Raw genomic sequence first — 18,131 nt, forward strand, 5'->3', positions numbered from 1 at the left:
CCTCCGGGGTTCGAGCAATCCGACGGAGGTGAAAACAGCGATGCGCATTCTCAACCACGAGATCCCCTCAGCAGTGGGCCAGACCGTCACGGTGGCCGGCTGGGTGCACCGAAGACGACGGCTGGCCGCGGTCAGCTTCCTGGTCCTGCGGGACCGCTCCGGCCTGGCCCAGATCGTGCTCAAGGGCGCCCAGGAGCAGCTGGACGAGCTCAGCGAGGAGACCGTCGTCCAGGTGACCGGTACGGTCGCCGCCAACCCGCAGGCGCCCGGTGGGGCCGAGCTGGTCGACCCGGTGATCGTCCCGCTGACCGAACCAGCCCGTACGCCGCCGATCGAGCTGTGGCGTCCAGCGGTCGGTGCCGGGCTGCCGGTCGTGCTGGACAACGCACCGGTCGCGCTGCGGCACCCAGCGGTCCGCGCCGGCTGGGAGGTCGCCGCAGCTGCACTGCACGGCTTCCGGAGCACGCTGGACGGGCTGGACTTCACGGAGATCCAGACGCCGAAGATCGTCGGTACGGCGACCGAGTCCGGTGCGAACGTGTTCGCGCTCGACTACTTCGGCGGTCCGGCGTACCTGGCGCAGTCGCCGCAGTTCTACAAGCAGACGATGGTCGGTGTCTTCGAGCGGGTCTACGAGGTCGGTCCGGTGTTCCGGGCCGAGCCGCACGACACCGTGCGGCACCTGGCCGAGTACGTGTCGCTGGACGCGGAGCTGGGGTTCATCAACGACCACCGGGACGTGCTGGCGGTGCTGCGCGAGGTGGTGGCGGGCATGCTCGCAGCGGTCGGTTCCAGAGCCGGTACGGCGCTGGAACGGCTCGGCGTCGAGCTGCCGGAGATCCCGGTCGAAGTACCGGTGCTGCACTTCTCGGAGGCGCTGAAGCTCGCCGGGGCGGACGCGGGCGAGCCTGACCTGTCGCCGGCCGACGAGCGGGCGCTGGGCGAGTGGGCGCTGCGGGAGCACGGCAGCGACTTCGTGGCCGTCGAGGGCTACCCGATGGTGAAGCGGCCGTTCTACACGCACCCGCAACCGTCGGACCCGACCTGGTCGAACTCCTTCGACCTGCTGTTCCGGGGCGTCGAGCTGGTCACCGGTGGGCAGCGGCTGCACCGCTACAGCGACTACGTGGCGGCGCTGGAGGCCAGAGGCGAATCAGCCGAGGCACCGGCGTACAGCTCGTACCTGCAGGCGTTCCGGCACGGCATGCCACCGCACGGCGGCTTCGCGATCGGGTTGGAGCGGTTCGTCGCGCGGCTGACGGGTGCGGAGAACGTCCGAGAGGTGACGTTGTTCCCGCGCGACCTGCATCGGTTGACTCCGTGAGCTAGAGCACGACCCCCTCTCAAGTACCAGCCCCCGACAGGTGGCCGGTACTTGAAAGCCACCTCGCCCGTTACCTCTCAAGTACCGACCCCCGACAGGTGGCTGGTACTTGAGAGGTGATGGGCGACGTGGCCGGTGCATGATGTGCGCCATGAGTGCTGACGTGGAGCGGGCCGTGCTGGCGGCACTGGACGACGACCTGATCGTCGAGGAGCTGCGGGAGCTGGTGCGGATCCCGAGTGTCGACGGGACCGCCGAGGAGAACGTGGCCCAGGAGTGGGTGGTCGGGCGGCTGAGCACGCTCGGAATGACGGTCGACCACTGGCAGTTCGACCTTCCGGCGATCGTCGGCGATCCCGCGTTCCCCGGGATGGAGGTCGCCCGCAGCGACGCCTGGGGCTGTGTCGGGACGCTCGGCGACGGGACACCAGGGCTGATCTTCAACGGGCACGTCGACGTCGTCCCGCCGGGTGATCTTGCGCTCTGGCCGGACGGCGACCCGTACTCCGCCCGCGTCACCGACGGGATCATGTGGGGCCGCGGCACCTGCGACATGAAGAGCGGGATCGCGGCGATCCTCGGCGCGGTCCGCGCAGTTGTTGCCTCGGGCATCGAGTTGCGGCGGCCGCTGGCCGTGCACACGGTGGTCGGCGAGGAGGACGGCGGCCTCGGCACGTTCGCGACGCTGCGCCGCGGGCACACCGGCGCGGCCTGCCTGATCGCGGAGCCGACTGCCGGCACGGTGATCCCCGCGAACGCCGGCTCGCTCACCTTCAGGCTGGAGGTTCCCGGGCTGGCCACGCACGGCTCGACCCGGACCAGGGGCATCAGCGCGATCGAGAAGTTCGAGCCCGTGCACGCCGCGCTGCGCGAACTGGAGGCCGCACGCAACCGGGAGCCGCACCCGCTGCTGGCGCACCTGGACCTGGCCAACCCGCTGTCGATCGGCCGGGTCACCTCCGGCGACTGGGCGAGCACAGTGCCCGACCAACTGATGGCCGAGGGCCGGTACGGCGTACGGCTGGGTGAGCCGGTCGAGGAGGCGCGCGCTGCGTTCGAGGAGACTGTTGCTGCGGCGTGCGAGAAGGACGACTGGCTGCGGGACCACCCGGTGAAGGTCAGCTGGCCCGGCGGGGTGTTCGCCTCGGGTCTGCTGCCGGAGGGCGACCCCCTGCTCGCCGACACGCTGCAGGCGATCGCCGACACAGGTGCTGGCGCTGCTGAGGTCCGCGGCGGGCCGTACGGGTCGGACCTGCGCCAGTACGCCGCTGCCGGCGTACCGACGTTGCAGTACGGGCCTGGTGACGTCCGGGTGGCCCACGCGACGGACGAGCACGTGGCGCTGGCTGAGGTGCTGCACTGCGCGCGGGTCTATGCGTTGTTGGCGGTACGGCGCTGCGCCTAGTGGTACAAAGTGGCCATGGATCCGCTGCGTGGGCGCTCGGCTGAGTTGGGCCGGTTGCTGGAGGCAATGCGCGCGGCAGATCAGGGCACTGCTTCGCTGACGGTGGTGACCGGTGAGCCGGGTATCGGGAAGTCGGCGCTGCTGCATGCGGCGGTCGAGCAGGCTGAGCGGCACGGGATGCTGGTCGCTACGGCGACGGCGCACCAGACGGACAACATCAGTCCGCTGGCCTCGCTCGCTCCGGCGTTGCGGGCCGGCAAGGAGCCGCTGATCGGGACCGAGCACTTCCTGGAGCTGGCTGCGCTCAACACGCAGCCGCTGTGGCTTGCTGAGCGGCTGGCCGACCTCATCGGTCAGCGGCTCGCTGGAACGGCCGCGCTGGTGGTGCTGGACGACGCGCAGTGGTCTGACCCACTGACTGGGTTCGTACTGCGGGTGGTGGTGTCGCGGCTGGCTGACCGGCGGGTGATGTGGCTGCTGGCGACGCGTCCCTCGCCTGGTGGGGTGACCGACCAGCTTGTCGATGCGCTGGGCGATCAGCTGCCGGTGCATCTGGTGCAGCTGGCTCCGCTGGACACCGAGGCCGTACTGCAGATCGCCGCAGACCGGTTGAACCAGCCGATCGATGCTGCGCTGACCGTGCGACTCGGAGGCGCCCAGGGCGTCCCCTTCCTGGTCGAGCAGGTTGTCGCAGGCCTCTACCTGGCGGATGGATCGCCGCAGGGCCCGCTGCCCGCCGGGCTCGTCGAGGGTGTTCGCCGACGGACCGCTGGCACTACTGAGCTCTCCAGGTCGTTGCTGCGAACTGCTGCTGTGTTCGGCAGCGAGTTCCGGCTGGAGGACGTCGCTGCGCTCATGGGCGAGGGTGTCGCTCGCCTGGCCGAGCCGCTGGACGAGGCGATCCGTGCTGGGCTGCTGGCGGACAGCGGCGCCCACCTGACCTTCCGGCACGAGCTGCTGCGGGCCGCCGTACTGGCTGATTTGCCGCCGTCGGCTCAGCGGGCGCTGCACTCGGCGGTGGCTGACCAGCTGCTGCTGACCGAGCAGGGCGCGTCCGCTGCGGCGCCGCACATCCTGGCGACGGCCGCTGTGGGCGACCTGAGCGCGATCAGCACGCTCCGCACGGCTGCGCGGGACCTGCTCAGCACCATGTCGATCACCGCGATGTCGGTGATCCAGGAGACGTTCGAGCTGACTCCGGTCGACCAGGCGATCCGCGGCGAGGTCGGCGCGGACGTGGTCGAGATCCTGCTGGTCGCCCGCCAGTACGACGCGGCGCGGGCGTTCGCCGACGACCTGGTGGGCGGAACGGCGCTCTACCAGGGCCCGGTCACGCCGGAGCTGACCGCGCGAGTCCGGCTGCTCCTGGCGCCGCACGAGTGGGCGACGGGTGCGCTCGACGCCTCCCGCCTCACTGTCCCCGGCGCATCGAGCCCGCTGGCCGACCGCCTGACGGCCTACCAAGTACTGGCCGGAGCAGCCGAGCCGTTCCCGACAGATGACCTTGTCGCATCGGCTGTCCTCCAGCTCGCCAGAGCCGAGCAGGCAGCAGCCGCAGGCCGCTTCGCCGAAGCCGCCGAGGCGTACGCCGTCGCCCGCTCAACGGCCGGAGACGCTGTCGGCGCGCCCCCAGCGGTGCGGGTCGAGCTGGCTGAACTGTTCAGCCGTGCCCACGCAGGCGAACCAGCGGCCGCTCTCCAGCGGCTCTCCGAGGGACTACCCGGCGACTCCTGGCTGGCCCCGCAGGTCGCTCTCCTGCGGGCTCAGCTGGAGCTTGCTGTCGGCAACCTCCCGGCGGCCGGCGAAGCCGCCAGGGCCAGCCTCCGTTGGTCCGCTGAGTTCCACGAGCCGTCGGTCGAGCCGATGGCGCGACAAGTGCTCGCGCTGATCGCTGTGCTCCAGAGTGATCTAGCGGCTGCCCGCAAGGTCCCGGACGAACCAGTCCGAGCCCTGCTCGCACTGGCCGACGGCGACGCTGCTGCAGCCTCACGGCTGCTCACCACTCCCCTGGATCACCCGCTCCGGCCGGAGCTGCTGGTCCGCGCAGCAACGGTCACACTCGGCGCCTCGGCGCCAGCCGCCGCGCAGACAGTCGCTGGGCTCCTGGCCGAGCAGGCAGCGGCTACGCCCGCAGCCACCAGCGCAGCCGCGCTCGTGGCTGCGGCCAACGACCGAGACCTGCCCGCCCTGGCCAGCGCAGCCGACGACCTGCGCACCAGCGACCGCCGGCTCCTCGCAGCAGCCGCCGACGAGCTCCACGGCCGAGTGGAGCTGGAGCACGGCGACCGCAGTACCGCCATCGCCGCGCTGGAGCGTGCGCTCGACTCCTACACCCAGCTGGGCGCCACAGCGCTCGCCGTACCGGTGCAGGCTGTTCTGCAAGCAGCGGGAGTACGGCGACGCCGCTGGGCCGCCGTACCGACCAGGCCGGAGTCCGGCTGGGAGGCGCTGACTCCGATGGAGCGCAAGGTCGCGCTGCTCGTCGCGGACGGCCACACCAACCGGTCCGCCGCCGAGGAGCTGGTCCTGTCGGCCAGCACCGTCGGCACCCACCTGCGCAACGTCTTCAGCAAGCTCGACGTGAACTCACGCGTCCAGCTCACCCGGCTGGTCCTCCAGCGGTTCAGCGCTCCCCCGAACGCATGAGTTTTGGGTGCACCACCTCGGGCTGAGCCTGGTCAGCAGGTGCTGAAGTTCCCGTTTTCGGTCGATCCGGCGAACCGCCCCGGAGCGGTTTTCTAGGGGCACAAGGGAAAACCGCGAACGAGAACCGAGGACGAGAGATGAGCGAGAAGAACCCCACCGCGCTGCTGGTGCACGGAGCCTTCGCCGACGGCGGCAGCTGGGCCGGCGTGATCGCCGAGCTGGAGAACCGCGGCATCACGGCGATCGCCGTACCGAACGACCTGGCCGGAGCGGCCGCCGACGGTGCCAAGGTCGCGGCGCTGGCCCGCGAGATCGACGGCCCGGTCGTGCTGGTCGGCCACTCCTACGGCGGCGCGGTGATCACCTCCGCGGCCAACGACGCCGACAACGTCGTCGCCCTGGTCTACGTGACCGCGTTCGCGCTGGAGGAGAACGAGGGCATCCTCGAGCACCTGGCCAACTACCCGGCCAACGACTTCGGCGCCTCGCTGGTGCCGCACCAGTTCGGTGCGCAGACCTACCTCGGGATCGACCTGGACAAGTTCCAGCACATCTTCGCGGCCGACGTACCGGCCGGGCAGGCGCTGGTGATGGGCCGCTCGCAGCGGCCGATCGCGGCCGCCGCCTTCGAGGAGAAGTCCGGCCCGGCGAGCTGGAAGCGGCTGCCGAGCTACTACCTGGTCGCGACCGCCGACAACGCGATCCCGCCGGTGGCCCAGCGCGGGATGGCCGAGCGGATCGGCGCCAAGGTGACCGAGGTCGACGGTTCGCACGCGGTCGCGGTCTCGCAGCCGCTGGCCGTCGCCGAGTTCGTCGCGAGCGCGGTCGAGGCAGGTGCGGACAAGTGAGCACCCGTCGCCGCTTCCTCGCCACCGTCGCCGGAGTCGCCTCCGCCGCCCTCCTGACCGCCGGCGTCACCACTGCCGCCGCCGGCCCCGCCCACCACAGCACCCCGAAGCCGACCGTCGTCCTGATCCACGGCGCCTTCGCCGACGGCTCCAGCTGGAACGAGGTGTCCGAGCGCCTCCAGCGCGACGGCTACCAGGTCGTCGTACCGGCGGTCCCGCTGCGCAGCATCGCGACCGACACGACGTACCTGACCGGCGTCCTGGCCGGCATCCCCGGCCCGAAGGTGCTCGTCGGCCACTCGTACGGCGGCGCGCTGATCACCCAGCTCGCCGGCGCCCCCGGCGTCAAGTCGCTGGTCTACGTCGCGGCGTACATCCCGCAGGCCGGCGAGAACCTCGGCGACCTGACCGCGAAGTACCCCGGCAGCGAGATCGGCCCCGACACCACCAACACGATCACGTACGCCGGTGGCGCCGACCTGGTGATGAAGCCCGAGTCCTTCCGCCAGGTCTTCGCCGCGGACCTCCCCCGCAAGCAGGCCGCCCTGCTCGGTGCGTCGCAGCGCCCGGTCTCCGCGTCGGTCTTCGGCGAGACGGTCGCGAAGTCGGCCCCGGCGAACCTCCCGAAGTACGCGGTCGTCGCGACCGGCGACAAGGCCATCCCGCCGGCCGGCGAACGCTTCATGGCCAAGCGCGCGAAGGCGACGATCGTCGAGGTCAACGCCTCCCACCTGGTCGCGCTGTCCCAGCCGGAGAAGGTGACGAACCTGATCGAACGAGCCACCCGCTGAAATCACCAGAGGAGCAGGTGCCACTCGGCACCTGCTCCTCTGCCGTGGGAATAGAACCCCCACCACAACTCTTAAAACTCTTTATGCGTATTGATGTCTGGTCCGATGTCGTCTGCCCCTGGTGCTACATCGGCAAGCGCCGGCTCGAAGAAGCCCTCGCCGCCTCCGGCGAGCAGGCCGAGGTGGTCTTCCACAGCTTCCAGCTCGACCCCGGCGCCACCAACGACGACCCCCGCGACCTCGCCACCCGCCTCGGCGAGAAGTACGGCCGCGGCCGCGAGTGGGGCCTGCAGGCCAACGAGCACGTCACCACCGTCGCCCGCGAGCACGGCCTCGACTTCGACTTCGGCATCGCCAAGTCCGCGAACACCGTCGACGCGCACCGCCTGCTGCACCTGGCCCGCGAGCTCGGCGCCTCCGGCGAGGTCCCGGCCGACACGCAGTCCCGGCTCAAGGAGCGCCTGCTGAAGGCGTACTTCACCGACGGCCTCCCGGTCGGCGACCACGCGACGCTGACCGACCTCGCCACCGAGTGCGGCCTCCCCGCCGACCGCGTCGCCGCGGTCCTCGCCAGTACGGCGTACGAGCAGGAGGTGGCCGCCGACCAGGCCCAGGCCCTCGCGTACGGCGCCAACGGCGTCCCGTTCTTCGTCATCGACGACAAGTACGGCGTGAGCGGCGCCCAGCCGACCGAGGTCTTCCAGGAGGCCCTGCGGCGCGCCGCGGCCGACCGCAAGCCGGTGACGCTGATCACCGCTCCCGGCAGCACCGACGACGCGACCTGCGGCCCGGACGGCTGCCCGGTCTGAGGGGTTGAGCCGGAGACACACGGGTACCGGTGCCCAGATCGGTTTGCCGGACGATGTAAGAAGGAGCCATGACTGTCGTGCGCGCACTGGCCAGGCCGTTGCTGTCCATCATCTTCGTCGTGCAGGGCGCCAACCAGGTGCGCAACCCGGAGCCGCTGGTTCCGAAGGCGCAGCCGGTGACGGACCGCCTGGTGCCGCTGGCCAAGCGGGTCGCGCCGCCGCAGGTCGGCGACCGGATTCCTGACACGACAGCGAACCTGGTCCGGCTGAACGGCGCGGTCCAGGTCCTCGGCGGGCTCGCGCTGGCCAGCGGCAAGGGTCGGCGCGTCGGCGCCGCCGTACTGGCTGCCTCGCTGGTGCCGACGACGATGGCCGGGCACCCGTTCTGGCTGGAGAAGGACAAGCAGGCCAAGCAGGTGCAGCGGGTCCAGTTCATGAAGAACCTCGGGCTGTTCGGTGGGCTGCTGCTCGCGGCGGTCGACACCGAGGGTCAGCCCGGGCTGGTCTGGCGGGCGTCGCACGGCGCGAAGGCGGCCAAGCGGGAGACCAAGCGCGGCGCGAAGCTGGCCAAGCGCGAGACCAAGCAGCTGGCGAAGGCGGCGCGCCGCGAGGCGAAGCTGGCCGCGCAGACGGCGAAGGCCGAGCTGCCCTTCATCTGAGTTCCGAGGACCGGCACCCGTCTTCTGGCGGGTGCCGGTTTTTTTGTTGCCTGTGGACAGAGCGCGACGGCGTTCGGCGGCGATGCCCTAGGCTCTTGAGCGACATCGGAATTCGCTTGAGGAGTGCAATGGGGACGTCAGAGGGCTGGCCGGCACCGCGCCCGGCCGGGGCGGTCAACGGCCGGGTCACCGTGCCCGGATCGAAGTCGATCAGCAACCGCGCGCTGATCCTGGCCGCGCTCGCGGACGGGCCCTCCACCCTCTCCGGCTTGCTCGCCGCCCGGGACACCGCGCTGATGAAGGCCGCGCTGGTCTCGCTCGGCGTCGGCATCACCGAGCACGACGGCCTGGTCACGGTGACCCCGGGATCGCTGAAGGGCCCGGCGTCCGTCGACTGCGGCCTGGCCGGGACGGTGATGCGCTTCGTCCCGCCGGTTGCCGCGCTCGCCGACGGCATCGTCTCCTTCGACGGCGACCCGTACGCGCGGGAGCGCCCGATGAACGTCATCCTCGGCGCGCTGCGCACGCTCGGCGTCGAGATCGACGACCACGGCACCGGCCGGATGCCGTACGCCGTGAACGGATCGGGTTCGGTCCGCGGCGGCGAGGTCACCCTCGACGCCTCCGGCTCGTCGCAGTTCGTCTCCGCCCTGCTGCTGGCCGGCGCGCGCTACGACCTCGGTGTGGACCTGCGCCACGACGGCAAGCCCGTCCCGTCCCAGCCGCACCTGGACATGTCGATCGCCATGCTCCGCGAACGCGGCGTCACCGTCGACGACTCCGAACCCAACCGCTGGATCGTTGCCCCCGGCCCGATCCGCGCCCTGGACACGGTCATCGAGCCCGACCTCTCCAACGCCGCCCCGTTCCTGGCCGCCGCCGTCGTCACCGGCGGCACCGTCACGGTCACCGGCTGGCCGTCTGTGACGACTCAACCGGGCGGCCAACTCCCCGACCTCCTCTCCCGCTTCGGCGCCGAGGTCACCTTGTCCGGCGGCGACCTGACCGTCCGCGGCACCGGCCGCATCTCCGCGGTCGACTTGGACCTGAGCGAGGTCGGCGAGCTCTCCCCCGTCCTCGCCGCCATCGCCGCCTTGGCCGACGGCCCGTCCTACTTCCGCGGCATCGCCCACCTCCGCAACCACGAGACCGACCGCCTGGCCGCCCTCGAAACCGAGTTCAACGCCCTCGGCGGCGACGTCTCCCAAACCCCCGACGGCCTCGAGTTCCGCCCGAAGCCCTTGCACGGCGGCGTCTTCGCCACCTACAACGACCACCGCATGGCCCACGCCGCCGCGGTAGTAGGCCTCGCCGTAGAAGGCATCCAGATCGAGAACATCGCCACCACGGCGAAGACATTGCCGGAGTTCCCCGACCTCTGGTCGAGCTTGGTCGGCTGATGCGTTCTTCTGCACAGGTGAGCTGCTGATGTCGCGGTACGACGAGGAGGCCAAGTACGACCGGCCGAAGCGGCGGACTCGGCCGCGGACGAAGGATCGGCCGGCGTACGAGGACGCGGTGACCGGGTTCGTGATCACGCGTGATCGCGGGCGGTACACGACGTGGGTCGGCGAAGGCGACCGGGTGGTGACCGCGATGAAGGCGCGGCAGCTCGGGCGGAAGGGTGTGATCGTCGGCGACCGGGTGAAGCTCGACGGGGACTCGAGCGGCGCCGAGGGCACGCTCGCGCGGATCGTCGAGGTGCTGCCGCGGACGACGCTGCTGCGGCGTTCGGCCGACGACGACGACCCGGTCGAGCGGCCGCTGGTCGCGAACGCCGATCAGCTGGTGATCGTGGTCGCGGTCGCCAACCCGGAGCCTCGGACGCGGCTGATCGACCGCTTCCTCGTCGCGGCGTACGACGCCGGCATGCGCCCGCTGCTCTGCCTGACCAAGACCGATCTCGCCGACCCCGAGCCGCTGCTCTCGACGTACCGGCCGCTCGGTGTCGAGTCCGTGGCGACGCAGCAGGGTGGCAACCTCGACGAGCTCAACGAGCAGCTCCGCGACCGTACGAGCGTGATGGTCGGGCACTCGGGCGTCGGCAAGTCGACCCTCGTCAACGCGCTGGTCCCCGGGACCAACCGCGCCATCGGCGTCGTCAACGACAACACCGGCCGCGGCCGCCACACGTCCACGAGCGCCCTCCTCCTCCGCCTGCCCGAGGGCGGCTGGATCGTCGACACCCCCGGCATCCGCTCCTTCGGCCTCGCCCACGTCGAGCCGGACCAGCTGATCCACGCCTTCCCCGACCTCGCCGACGAAACCGCCAACTGCCCGCGCGCCTGCGGCCACTCCGAGTCCGACCCCGGCTGCGGCCTCGACGAGGCCGTCACCGAAGGCCGCGTGGACGCCGAACGCGTCGCGTCCTTCCGCCGCCTCCTGGCCAGCCGAGAGGGTCGCCCCGACCCAACCTGAGCAGCCGCGATGGCCGCCCCCGGGCCCGACCTGAGGCCTGCCCGGAGCCGGCGCTGCGGCTGAAGGTCCCGCCACCGACCGAGATGTAGCTTGTGAGGCTAGCCTTACCTAAGGCTAGGATTGAAGCATGCGCAGTGAACTGATCCAGGACGAGGCATCAGCCGCGGGACCAGACGGCGAGGCACTCACGGCCGGCGGTCGCAACCTCGCACCGCTGGAGGGCCGCCCCGAGTTCCTGTCCGGGAGCGTCTGATGCCCGCCGTGGTGATGGGCACCGTGACCGGCGTACGGCGTACCAGCCCGTCGTTTCTGACCGTGACGCTGGCCGGGTGCTCGACGTTGGAGACCGGTGGGTTCGATCAGCGGATCAAGATCCTGCTCGCGCAGCCGGGGCAGGACGAGCCGGTGCTTCCGCCGGCGGAGGACTGGTACGGCGTCTACCGCGAGATGGCCGACGACGTGCGGCCGGTGATGCGGACGTTCACGATCCGGGCGCAGCGCGGCGAGGAGATCGACATCGAGTTCGCGCTGCACGGGGACGCGGGGCCGGCGGCGGCGTGGGCGTTGTCGGCCGCACCGGGGAGCCGGCTCGGGATCATCGGGCCGGAGATCGGGGACAACCCGAAGGCCTACCAGTACATGCCGCGCAGGCCGGACTGGCAGTTGCTGGTCGGTGACGACACCGCCGTACCGGCGCTGGCGTCGATCATCTCGGCGCTGCCCGCGGACGCGGTGGCGCGAGTGTTCGTTCAGGTGCCGCACGCGGAGGATGTGCGTGAGTTCGAGACCGCCGCGCAGGTGAAGGTCGAGTGGTGCGTCGGCGGCGGGCTCGCCGACGCGGTCCGCTCGGCCGAGCTGCCGGACGGTACGCCGTACGCGTGGGTGGCGGGTGAGACCAGCATCGTGCGCGACATCCGTCGGCATCTCACCGGGACGCTCGGCTGGGACAGCAAGCCGCACTACTTCGGCGGCTACTGGAAGGCCGGCCAGTCGGAGGGCTGACTACTTCGGCGGAAGCTGCCCGTCCCAGACCGCCTTCGCGCCGGCGTCGCCGGTGCGGATCGTCTGGTAGATGACCAGTACGCCGACCACCACCAACGCCGCGCTCAGCACCCACTCGAGCGGCTGGCTCTTCGTTGCCTTGGCGCCCTTTCCGCTCGCCAGCGCGGACGGACCGGCCAGCAGTACGAACGCGAGCACCACCAGCACCGCGAAGCCGACCACGAACCAGAACAGCAGGTCGCCGCGATCCTGGTGCAGCTTCACCGCGGGCTCCAGCTCCGGGATCGCCGCGAGGAACGCCTCGCCGCTCTCCTTGGCGACGAACGCGACGACGAGCCCGCCGAGGCCGAGCAGCAGCGCCGGCCAGCGCAGCAGCCAGCGCCACTTCGGGACCAGCGCGAACACGATCGCGGTCAGCGCCGCCACCGGCAGCACCACCACGGCCGCATGGATCACCAACACATGCAGAGGAAGATCCCCAAAGCGCTCGAACATGACGCCTCCCGCGGCCCGGCCGTAGTGAACTGACACTAACTGCACGTTCAACCACCCAGAACGGTTCAATCAGCCTAGTAGCCGGCGACCGCTCCGAGCCGGTGCACCGCCGCGACCGGCTCCGACATGCACCACTGATCAACCCGCCGAGCGCGGCTCGGCCCGCGACCGGTCGTCCCGCCGTACGCCGGACCGCGCGCTCGTGGTGAGCCCATCGCGGGTAGCCTTCCGGCATGCCTTCGCACACGGACGACCTGCGGCTCGCGCACATCCTGGCCGACGACGCGGACTCGACCACGATGGACCGGTACAAGGCGCTCGACCTGCACGTCGCGACGAAGCCGGACCTGACGCCGGTCAGCGACGCCGACCAGCGGGTCGAGGACGTGATGCGCAAGACGCTGAGCCGGGCCCGGCCGCGGGACGCGTTCGTCGGCGAGGAGGACGGGACGACCGGCTGGGGGCCGCGGCGCTGGGTGGTCGACCCGATCGACGGGACGAAGAACTACATCCGCGGCGTCCCGGTCTGGGCGACGCTGATCAGCCTGATGATCGAGGACCAGGTCGTCGTCGGCGTCGTGTCGGCGCCGGCGCTCGGGCGGCGCTGGTGGGCGTCGTACGGCGACGGCGCGTGGACGGGCCGGGCGCTGATGTCGGCGCAGCCCTGCCGGGTGAGTGATGTGAGCAAGGTGGAGGACGCCTCGCTGTCGTACTCGTCGCTGAAGGGCTGGGACAAGCTCGGCAAGCGCGACCAGTGGGCGAACCTGATGGACGACGCCTGGCGCACCCGCGCGTACGGCGACTTCTGGTCGTACATGCTGGTCGCCGAAGGCGCCGTCGACATCGCGGCGGAGCCGGAGCTCAACCTGTACGACATGGCCGCGCTGTCGATCATCGTCGACGAGGCCGGCGGCAAGTTCACCTCGGTCGACGGCAAGCCCGGCCCGAACGGCGCGAACGCCGTCGCGACCAACGGCCGCCTGCACGAGGACGTCCTCAACCGCCTCACCTGAGACCAGTACGACGTTCAGACCGCAGGCGCGGGCCCGGTGGACTCCCGGAAGATCAGCCGGTTGATCCCCCGCTCCGCCGCCTTCGGCGCCGGTTCGTCCCTGATCTCCGCCAGCAGCCGCAGGATCGCGTCCCGTCCCTGCGCCTCGCGGTCGACCGCGACCGTCGACAGCGACGGCGTCGCGAACTTCCCCATCACCTCGTCGTCCCACCCGAACACACTCAGGTCGTCCGGCACGCTCCACCCCCGCTCGCGCGCCGCACGCACCACGCCCATCGCGACCACGTCGTTCGCCGCGACCACAGCGGTCACCCCGCAGTCGCCGGCCAGCGCAGCGATCGCGTCGTACCCCGACTGCGCGGTCCAGTCGCCGTCGTACACGCCGATCGAGCGCAGCCCGAGGCGCTCGATCGCCTCCAGGTAAACGGCTTTGCGGTTCCGCGCCGAGGCGAAGTCCTGGTCCCCCGCGACATGGAAGAACGACCGGTGCCCCAGCGAGGCGAGGTACTCGACGATCTCCACCACCTCGGTCGCCTCGGCGAGCTCGCCGAGGCCGCGCAGCTTGTCGTCGTACGTCTCGCTCTCGACGATCGGGACCTGCCGGAGCTTGCGGCTCTTCAGCCCGGTCGGTGAGATCGCCAGGATCCCCTCCACGGCACCCGATCGCGCCAGGTCCTCGATCCGCGCCGACCGCGCCCGCGAACCGCCTTCGACGCTGACCACCTCGACCTGGTACCCGGCCCGGTGCGCCGTCTCGGTCGCGGCAGCGAGCAGCCGGCCGGGGAAGTGCGGCCCGGAGGCGAGCACGATCGCGAGCCGGTTGGTCCGCCGGGTGCGCATCGAGCGGGCGACCAGGTTCGGCCGGTAGTCGAGGGTCTTGACCGCGAACTCGACCTTGATCCGGGTCTTCGGTTTCAGGCTCTCGGCGTCCTGCAGGTAGCGCGAGACCGTCGTGTGCGACACCCCCGCCAGCCGTGCCACCTGATGGATCGTCGCCGGCCGTTTCTGCTCCACCTCTGCACACCTTCCCCTCCGCAGCGCCGCTGCGGCACACACGTTAACCGATCCAACCGTTCACTGGTTGGGTTCTACAACGTTTGACCTGACATCCGTCCGATCCCGGTCCGAGGGGTTGACATCGTCGGACAGGCTGCGGTTAGCTACCGGATCAGAAGTGGATCGATCACATTTTATTGATTGACCCCGGGAGCGCCTATGAGCGATGCCGCCCGCAGCCGAAAACTTTCCTTTCGCGAGCGTTTACGACGAGATTATCCTGTCCTCTTGCTGGCTATTCCCGGCATGCTGGTCATCTTCGCCTTCCAGTACTACCCGCTCTGGGGCAACGTCATCGCCTTCCAGGACTACCAGCCCTACCTGGGGGTCGGGCAGAGCCTCTGGTCGGGCGTCGAGAACTTCACCACCGTCTTCAACGGCGACCCGGAGTTCCTGAACGCGGTCAAGAACACGCTGGTGCTGACGCTGATCCAGACCGTCATCGTCTTCCCGGCCCCGATCGTGGTCGCGCTGGTGCTGCACAGCCTGCTGTCGAACCGGCTGCGCCAGATCGTCCAGACGATCATCTACGTCCCGCACTTCATGTCCTGGGTGATCGTGGTCGCCGTGTTCCAGCAAGTGCTGGGCGGCACCGGCATGATCAACAACTGGTTGCGGGCCCACGGCTACGACCCGCTGAACATCATCGGCAACGCCGACGCGTTCCGCGCCCTGCTGACCTCGCAGGTGATGTGGAAGGACACCGGCTGGGCCACGATCCTGTTCCTGGCCGTGCTGTCGCAGATCGACAAGTCCCTGTACGAGGCGTCCGCCGCGGACGGTGCCAGTCGCTGGCGCCAGACCTGGCACGTGACGCTGCCGGGCCTGAAACCGATCATCATCCTGCTGCTGATCCTCAAGCTCGGGGACTCGCTCACGGTCGGTTTCGAGCAGATCATCCTGCAGCAGCAGGGCGTGGGAGTCGATGCGAGCGAAGTGCTCGACACCTACGTCTACAACAACGGGATCCTCGGCGGCGACTGGGGCGTGGCGGCCGCGGTCGGCCTGGTGAAGAGCGTCGTCGCGCTGGCCCTGGTCCTGACCGCCAACAAAATCGCGCACCGGATGGGTGAGGAAGGGGTCTACCGCGGATGAGCCGACTCAGTACCGAACCACGCAGCCGGCCCAAGGTCCTGGTGGGCGGCATGCCGATGCCGAGCCTGGCGGAGCGCATCGTCAAGGCAGTCTTCCTGACCGCGATCTGCGCGGCCGTCATCCTCCCGTTCGTCGGCGTGATCTCCACCAGCCTGGCGAGCCCGAAGGCAGTGATCGAGGCCGGTGGCTTCGTGCTGCTGCCGCACGGGTTCGACCTCACGGCGTACAAGTCGATCCTGTCCGGCGGGACCGTGACGCAGGCGCTCCTGGTGAGCGCCTTCATCACCGCCGTCGGTACGGCGATCGCGCTGCTGCTCACCTGCACCCTCGGCTGGGCACTGAGCCGGCGGGGAACCCTCGGGAACAAGCCGTTGCTGCTGCTCGTGCTGATCAGCCTGCTGTTCAACCCCGGCCTGATCCCGACCTATCTGGTCGTGCAGCAGTTCGGTCTGCTGAACAGCCTGTGGGCAGTCATCCTGCCGACGTCGGTGAGCGCGTTCAACGTCATCGTCGTCCGGGCGTACTTCGCCGGGCTGCCGGTCGAGGTGCTCGACTCGGCCAAGATCGACGGCGCCTCGGAGTGGAAGGTCTTCTGGCACATCGGGCTGCCGCTGTCGAAGGCGGTCGTCGCCGTGGTCGGGCTCTTCTACGGCGTCGGATTCTGGAACGGATTCTTCGGCGCCCTGCTCTACCTGAGCGACGCCAGCAAATGGCCGTTGCAGCTGGTCCTGCGCACGTACGTCGTCAACGGTGTCGAAATCGGCGCCCAGGACCTCGGCGGCGCGAGTGAGGCGCTACCACCCCAGACTTCGATTCAAATGGCAATTCTGATGATTTCCATCATTCCGATCCTGTGCGTCTACCCGTTTGTCCAACGGCATTTCGCCAAGGGCGTGCTGACCGGCGCCGTGAAGGGCTGACACGAGAAAGGCAGAACGATGAACACTGATGATTCACGGATCGGCCGCCGGGCCCTGCTGGGCGGCGTCGGAGCGCTCGGTCTGTCCGGCGTCGTCGGCGGCTGCTCCAACGAGGGCCGCGGCGGAACCACCGGGCAGGGCAACACCGGGTCGGCGTCCGGCGTCCGGCCGGCGTACCTGCCGTACACCGGGGTCAAGCCGGACCTGGCCGGTGCCGAGTTCAACATCCCGAACGCGTTCACCAAGTACCCGGCCGATCCGGTCCGGGCGATCGCGAACCCGCCCGGTGACGGCAAGCCGATCAACGTCCTGACCTTCACCAACACGCCGATCCCGCCGAAGCTCGAGCAGAACCGCTTCTGGCAGGAGCTCAACAAGCGGGTCGGCTCGCCGGTCTCGGTGAGTCTGACGCCGTCGGTGGACTACCCGCAGAAGTTCGCCACCTCGGTGGCCGGCGACCAGCTCGGCGACATCTTCATGGTCGGCGCCGTACCGCAGATCCCGAGCCTGCTGGAGGCCAAGGCCGTCGACCTGACCCCGCACCTGTCGGGCGACAAGATCAAGAAGTACCCGTTCCTGGCGAACCTTCCCGAGGTGCACTGGAACTCGTGCATCTTCGGCAACAAGATCTACGCCGTACCGATCCCGCGGGGCGCGATCAGTTCCCAGGCGCTCTACAGCCGCGCGGACCTGCTGGAGAAACAGGGCGTCGCGGCCGAGGTCAAGAACGTCGACGACTTCGTCGAGCTGTGCAAGGCGCTGACCGACAAGCGCCAGAACCGGTTCGCGCTGGCGACGTCGCCGACGATCTTCGTCCGGAACATGTTCGACATCCCGAACAACTGGAGCGAGGACGGCAAGAAGGTCGTCAGCCACCTCGAGCACCCGGCGCACGAGGAGGTCTTCGAGATCCTGCGCAAGCTGTGGAGCGCCGGCTACATCCACCCCGACGCCTTCTCCGGCCAGAACCAGGACCTGAAGGTCCGCTTCGGCAACGGGTCGAGCCCACTGGTCGTCGACACCTTCAGCGGCTGGCCGAGCTACCTGCAGACGGCGATCAGCGACCAGGCCCGGATCGGCATCATCGCGCCGCCCAAGCACGACGGCTCGGGCCAGGGCAAGATCTGGCTGGGCGCGCCCAACCTCGCGACGACGGCGATCAGCAAGAAGGCCGAGGGCCGCGTCGAGACCCTGCTGGCGTACCTGAACTTCCTGGCGGCGCCGTTCGGCACCCAGGAGTACCTGTTCCGCAAGTTCGGTCTGCCGGTCGTCCACCACAAGGTCGTCGACGGCAACCCGGTCCTGACCGACAAGGGGTTCAGCGAGACCCAGCTCGGCCTGATGTACCAGGCCGACGGGCCGTGGACGATCTTCCTGCCCGAGAAGCAGGGCGACAGCACGGTGGAGTTCAATGCGATGAAGGAGATCGTTCCCGACGCGCTCGCCGATCCGGTCGCCGGTCTGTACTCCGAGACCAACGTCCGCAAGGGGTCGCAGCTCGGCGAGGACATGACGACCGTGACCGAGGACATCATCCAGGGCCGCAAACCGGTCTCCGCCTGGGCCGGTGCGGTGAAGAAGTGGAAGAGCGGCGGTGGGGACAAGATCGCCGAGGAGTACGCCCAGGCACTCGAAGCTTCGCGCTGACGTG

The 18,131-nt window shown here is 69.9% G+C and carries 18 protein-coding genes; 15 read left to right on the plus strand and 3 right to left on the minus strand.

Annotation, left to right across the window (positions count from 1 at the left end):
- Nucleotides 1–40 precede the first annotated feature (40 nt).
- The 11 genes from aspS to AB0M01_RS01730 all read left to right on the plus strand — a co-directional run bounded on the left by aspS (nucleotide 41) and on the right by AB0M01_RS01730 (nucleotide 11,902).
- Entirely contained in the window at nucleotides 41–1,324 is a 1,284-nt protein-coding gene (aspS, locus tag AB0M01_RS01680; RefSeq protein WP_363664918.1) for an aspartate--tRNA(Asn) ligase, read from the plus strand.
- 151 nt (nucleotides 1,325–1,475) lie between these two features.
- Nucleotides 1,476–2,729 carry an ArgE/DapE family deacylase gene (locus AB0M01_RS01685; RefSeq protein ID WP_363664919.1) on the plus strand — a complete coding sequence of 418 codons (1,254 nt, stop codon included), beginning with the start codon at nucleotides 1,476–1,478 and terminating at the stop codon, nucleotides 2,727–2,729.
- A gap of 15 nt (nucleotides 2,730–2,744) precedes the next feature.
- Nucleotides 2,745–5,375 carry an AAA family ATPase gene (locus tag AB0M01_RS01690; RefSeq protein WP_363664920.1) on the plus strand — a complete coding sequence of 877 codons (2,631 nt, stop codon included), beginning with the start codon at nucleotides 2,745–2,747 and terminating at the stop codon, nucleotides 5,373–5,375.
- Nucleotides 5,376–5,512: 137 nt separating this feature from the next.
- Nucleotides 5,513–6,223 (plus strand): alpha/beta hydrolase, encoded by a 711-nt coding sequence (locus AB0M01_RS01695; protein WP_363664921.1) that lies wholly within the window; start codon nucleotides 5,513–5,515, stop codon nucleotides 6,221–6,223.
- Nucleotides 6,220–7,014: an alpha/beta hydrolase gene (locus tag AB0M01_RS01700; protein ID WP_363664922.1), complete on the plus strand. Its 795-nt coding sequence runs from the start codon at nucleotides 6,220–6,222 to the stop codon at nucleotides 7,012–7,014. The genes AB0M01_RS01695 and AB0M01_RS01700 overlap by 4 nt, the downstream gene beginning before the upstream one ends.
- A gap of 83 nt (nucleotides 7,015–7,097) precedes the next feature.
- Nucleotides 7,098–7,823 (plus strand): DsbA family oxidoreductase, encoded by a 726-nt coding sequence (locus AB0M01_RS01705; RefSeq protein WP_363664923.1) that lies wholly within the window; start codon nucleotides 7,098–7,100, stop codon nucleotides 7,821–7,823.
- A 68-nt stretch (nucleotides 7,824–7,891) separates the two neighbouring features.
- On the plus strand, nucleotides 7,892–8,482 hold the full coding sequence (locus AB0M01_RS01710) for a DoxX family protein (protein WP_363664924.1): 591 nt from the start codon (nucleotides 7,892–7,894) through the stop codon (nucleotides 8,480–8,482).
- Between the two features lie 128 nt (nucleotides 8,483–8,610).
- On the plus strand, nucleotides 8,611–9,882 hold the full coding sequence (gene aroA / locus AB0M01_RS01715) for a 3-phosphoshikimate 1-carboxyvinyltransferase (RefSeq protein WP_363664925.1): 1,272 nt from the start codon (nucleotides 8,611–8,613) through the stop codon (nucleotides 9,880–9,882).
- Between the two features lie 28 nt (nucleotides 9,883–9,910).
- A complete protein-coding gene (gene rsgA / locus AB0M01_RS01720) occupies nucleotides 9,911–10,900 on the plus strand; it encodes a ribosome small subunit-dependent GTPase A (protein WP_363664926.1) in 990 nt (329 codons plus the stop codon).
- 127 nt (nucleotides 10,901–11,027) lie between these two features.
- Nucleotides 11,028–11,153: a hypothetical protein gene (locus AB0M01_RS01725; RefSeq protein WP_363664927.1), complete on the plus strand. Its 126-nt coding sequence runs from the start codon at nucleotides 11,028–11,030 to the stop codon at nucleotides 11,151–11,153.
- Nucleotides 11,153–11,902 (plus strand): siderophore-interacting protein, encoded by a 750-nt coding sequence (locus tag AB0M01_RS01730; RefSeq protein WP_363664928.1) that lies wholly within the window; start codon nucleotides 11,153–11,155, stop codon nucleotides 11,900–11,902. The genes AB0M01_RS01725 and AB0M01_RS01730 overlap by 1 nt, the downstream gene beginning before the upstream one ends.
- On the opposite strand, the gene AB0M01_RS01735 is transcribed toward AB0M01_RS01730, so the two are convergent.
- Nucleotides 11,903–12,397: a DUF2231 domain-containing protein gene (locus tag AB0M01_RS01735; protein WP_363664929.1), complete on the minus strand. Its 495-nt coding sequence runs from the start codon at nucleotides 12,395–12,397 to the stop codon at nucleotides 11,903–11,905.
- Nucleotides 12,398–12,471: 74 nt separating this feature from the next.
- Nucleotides 12,472–12,612 (minus strand): hypothetical protein, encoded by a 141-nt coding sequence (locus AB0M01_RS01740; protein ID WP_363664930.1) that lies wholly within the window; start codon nucleotides 12,610–12,612, stop codon nucleotides 12,472–12,474.
- 18 nt (nucleotides 12,613–12,630) lie between these two features.
- On the opposite strand from AB0M01_RS01740, the gene hisN reads away from it, so the two are divergent.
- Entirely contained in the window at nucleotides 12,631–13,410 is a 780-nt protein-coding gene (gene hisN, locus AB0M01_RS01745) for a histidinol-phosphatase (protein WP_363664931.1), read from the plus strand.
- A 14-nt stretch (nucleotides 13,411–13,424) separates the two neighbouring features.
- On the opposite strand, the gene AB0M01_RS01750 is transcribed toward hisN, so the two are convergent.
- The gene (locus tag AB0M01_RS01750; protein ID WP_363664932.1) at nucleotides 13,425–14,423 is read right to left on the minus strand and encodes a LacI family DNA-binding transcriptional regulator; all 999 of its coding nucleotides are present in this window, start codon (nucleotides 14,421–14,423) and stop codon (nucleotides 13,425–13,427) included.
- Between the two features lie 270 nt (nucleotides 14,424–14,693).
- Between AB0M01_RS01750 and AB0M01_RS01755 the strand changes: the two genes are divergently transcribed.
- From AB0M01_RS01755 to AB0M01_RS01765, 3 genes are read left to right on the plus strand one after another with little or no spacing between them, the layout of a single operon-like run.
- On the plus strand, nucleotides 14,694–15,560 hold the full coding sequence (locus tag AB0M01_RS01755) for an ABC transporter permease subunit (RefSeq protein ID WP_363664933.1): 867 nt from the start codon (nucleotides 14,694–14,696) through the stop codon (nucleotides 15,558–15,560).
- Nucleotides 15,557–16,480 (plus strand): carbohydrate ABC transporter permease, encoded by a 924-nt coding sequence (locus AB0M01_RS01760; protein WP_363664934.1) that lies wholly within the window; start codon nucleotides 15,557–15,559, stop codon nucleotides 16,478–16,480. The genes AB0M01_RS01755 and AB0M01_RS01760 overlap by 4 nt, the downstream gene beginning before the upstream one ends.
- A gap of 18 nt (nucleotides 16,481–16,498) precedes the next feature.
- Nucleotides 16,499–18,127, plus strand: coding sequence for an extracellular solute-binding protein (locus AB0M01_RS01765; protein WP_363664935.1), 1,629 nt, complete (start codon nucleotides 16,499–16,501; stop codon nucleotides 18,125–18,127).
- Nucleotides 18,128–18,131: the final 4 nt, after the last annotated feature.

Source organism: Kribbella sp. NPDC051770, from assembly GCF_040681455.1.
Lineage (GTDB): Bacteria > Actinomycetota > Actinomycetes > Propionibacteriales > Kribbellaceae > Kribbella.

Excerpts from the sequence above, each read along its gene's own strand:
- AB0M01_RS01690 (WP_363664920.1), top strand. The coding sequence starts at position 2,745 with ATGGATCCGCTGCGTGGGCGCTCGGCTGAGTTGGGCCGGTTGCTGGAG.
- AB0M01_RS01735 (WP_363664929.1), bottom strand. The coding sequence starts at position 12,397 with ATGTTCGAGCGCTTTGGGGATCTTCCTCTGCATGTGTTGGTGATCCAT.
- AB0M01_RS01730 (WP_363664928.1), top strand. The coding sequence starts at position 11,153 with ATGCCCGCCGTGGTGATGGGCACCGTGACCGGCGTACGGCGTACCAGC.
- AB0M01_RS01685 (WP_363664919.1), top strand. The coding sequence starts at position 1,476 with ATGAGTGCTGACGTGGAGCGGGCCGTGCTGGCGGCACTGGACGACGAC.
- AB0M01_RS01705 (WP_363664923.1), top strand. The coding sequence starts at position 7,098 with ATGCGTATTGATGTCTGGTCCGATGTCGTCTGCCCCTGGTGCTACATC.
- aroA (WP_363664925.1), top strand. The coding sequence starts at position 8,611 with ATGGGGACGTCAGAGGGCTGGCCGGCACCGCGCCCGGCCGGGGCGGTC.
- AB0M01_RS01695 (WP_363664921.1), top strand. The coding sequence starts at position 5,513 with ATGAGCGAGAAGAACCCCACCGCGCTGCTGGTGCACGGAGCCTTCGCC.
- hisN (WP_363664931.1), top strand. The coding sequence starts at position 12,631 with ATGCCTTCGCACACGGACGACCTGCGGCTCGCGCACATCCTGGCCGAC.
- aspS (WP_363664918.1), top strand. The coding sequence starts at position 41 with ATGCGCATTCTCAACCACGAGATCCCCTCAGCAGTGGGCCAGACCGTC.
- AB0M01_RS01710 (WP_363664924.1), top strand. The coding sequence starts at position 7,892 with ATGACTGTCGTGCGCGCACTGGCCAGGCCGTTGCTGTCCATCATCTTC.
- AB0M01_RS01725 (WP_363664927.1), top strand. The coding sequence starts at position 11,028 with ATGCGCAGTGAACTGATCCAGGACGAGGCATCAGCCGCGGGACCAGAC.
- rsgA (WP_363664926.1), top strand. The coding sequence starts at position 9,911 with ATGTCGCGGTACGACGAGGAGGCCAAGTACGACCGGCCGAAGCGGCGG.
- AB0M01_RS01760 (WP_363664934.1), top strand. The coding sequence starts at position 15,557 with ATGAGCCGACTCAGTACCGAACCACGCAGCCGGCCCAAGGTCCTGGTG.
- AB0M01_RS01765 (WP_363664935.1), top strand. The coding sequence starts at position 16,499 with ATGAACACTGATGATTCACGGATCGGCCGCCGGGCCCTGCTGGGCGGC.
- AB0M01_RS01740 (WP_363664930.1), bottom strand. The coding sequence starts at position 12,612 with ATGGGCTCACCACGAGCGCGCGGTCCGGCGTACGGCGGGACGACCGGT.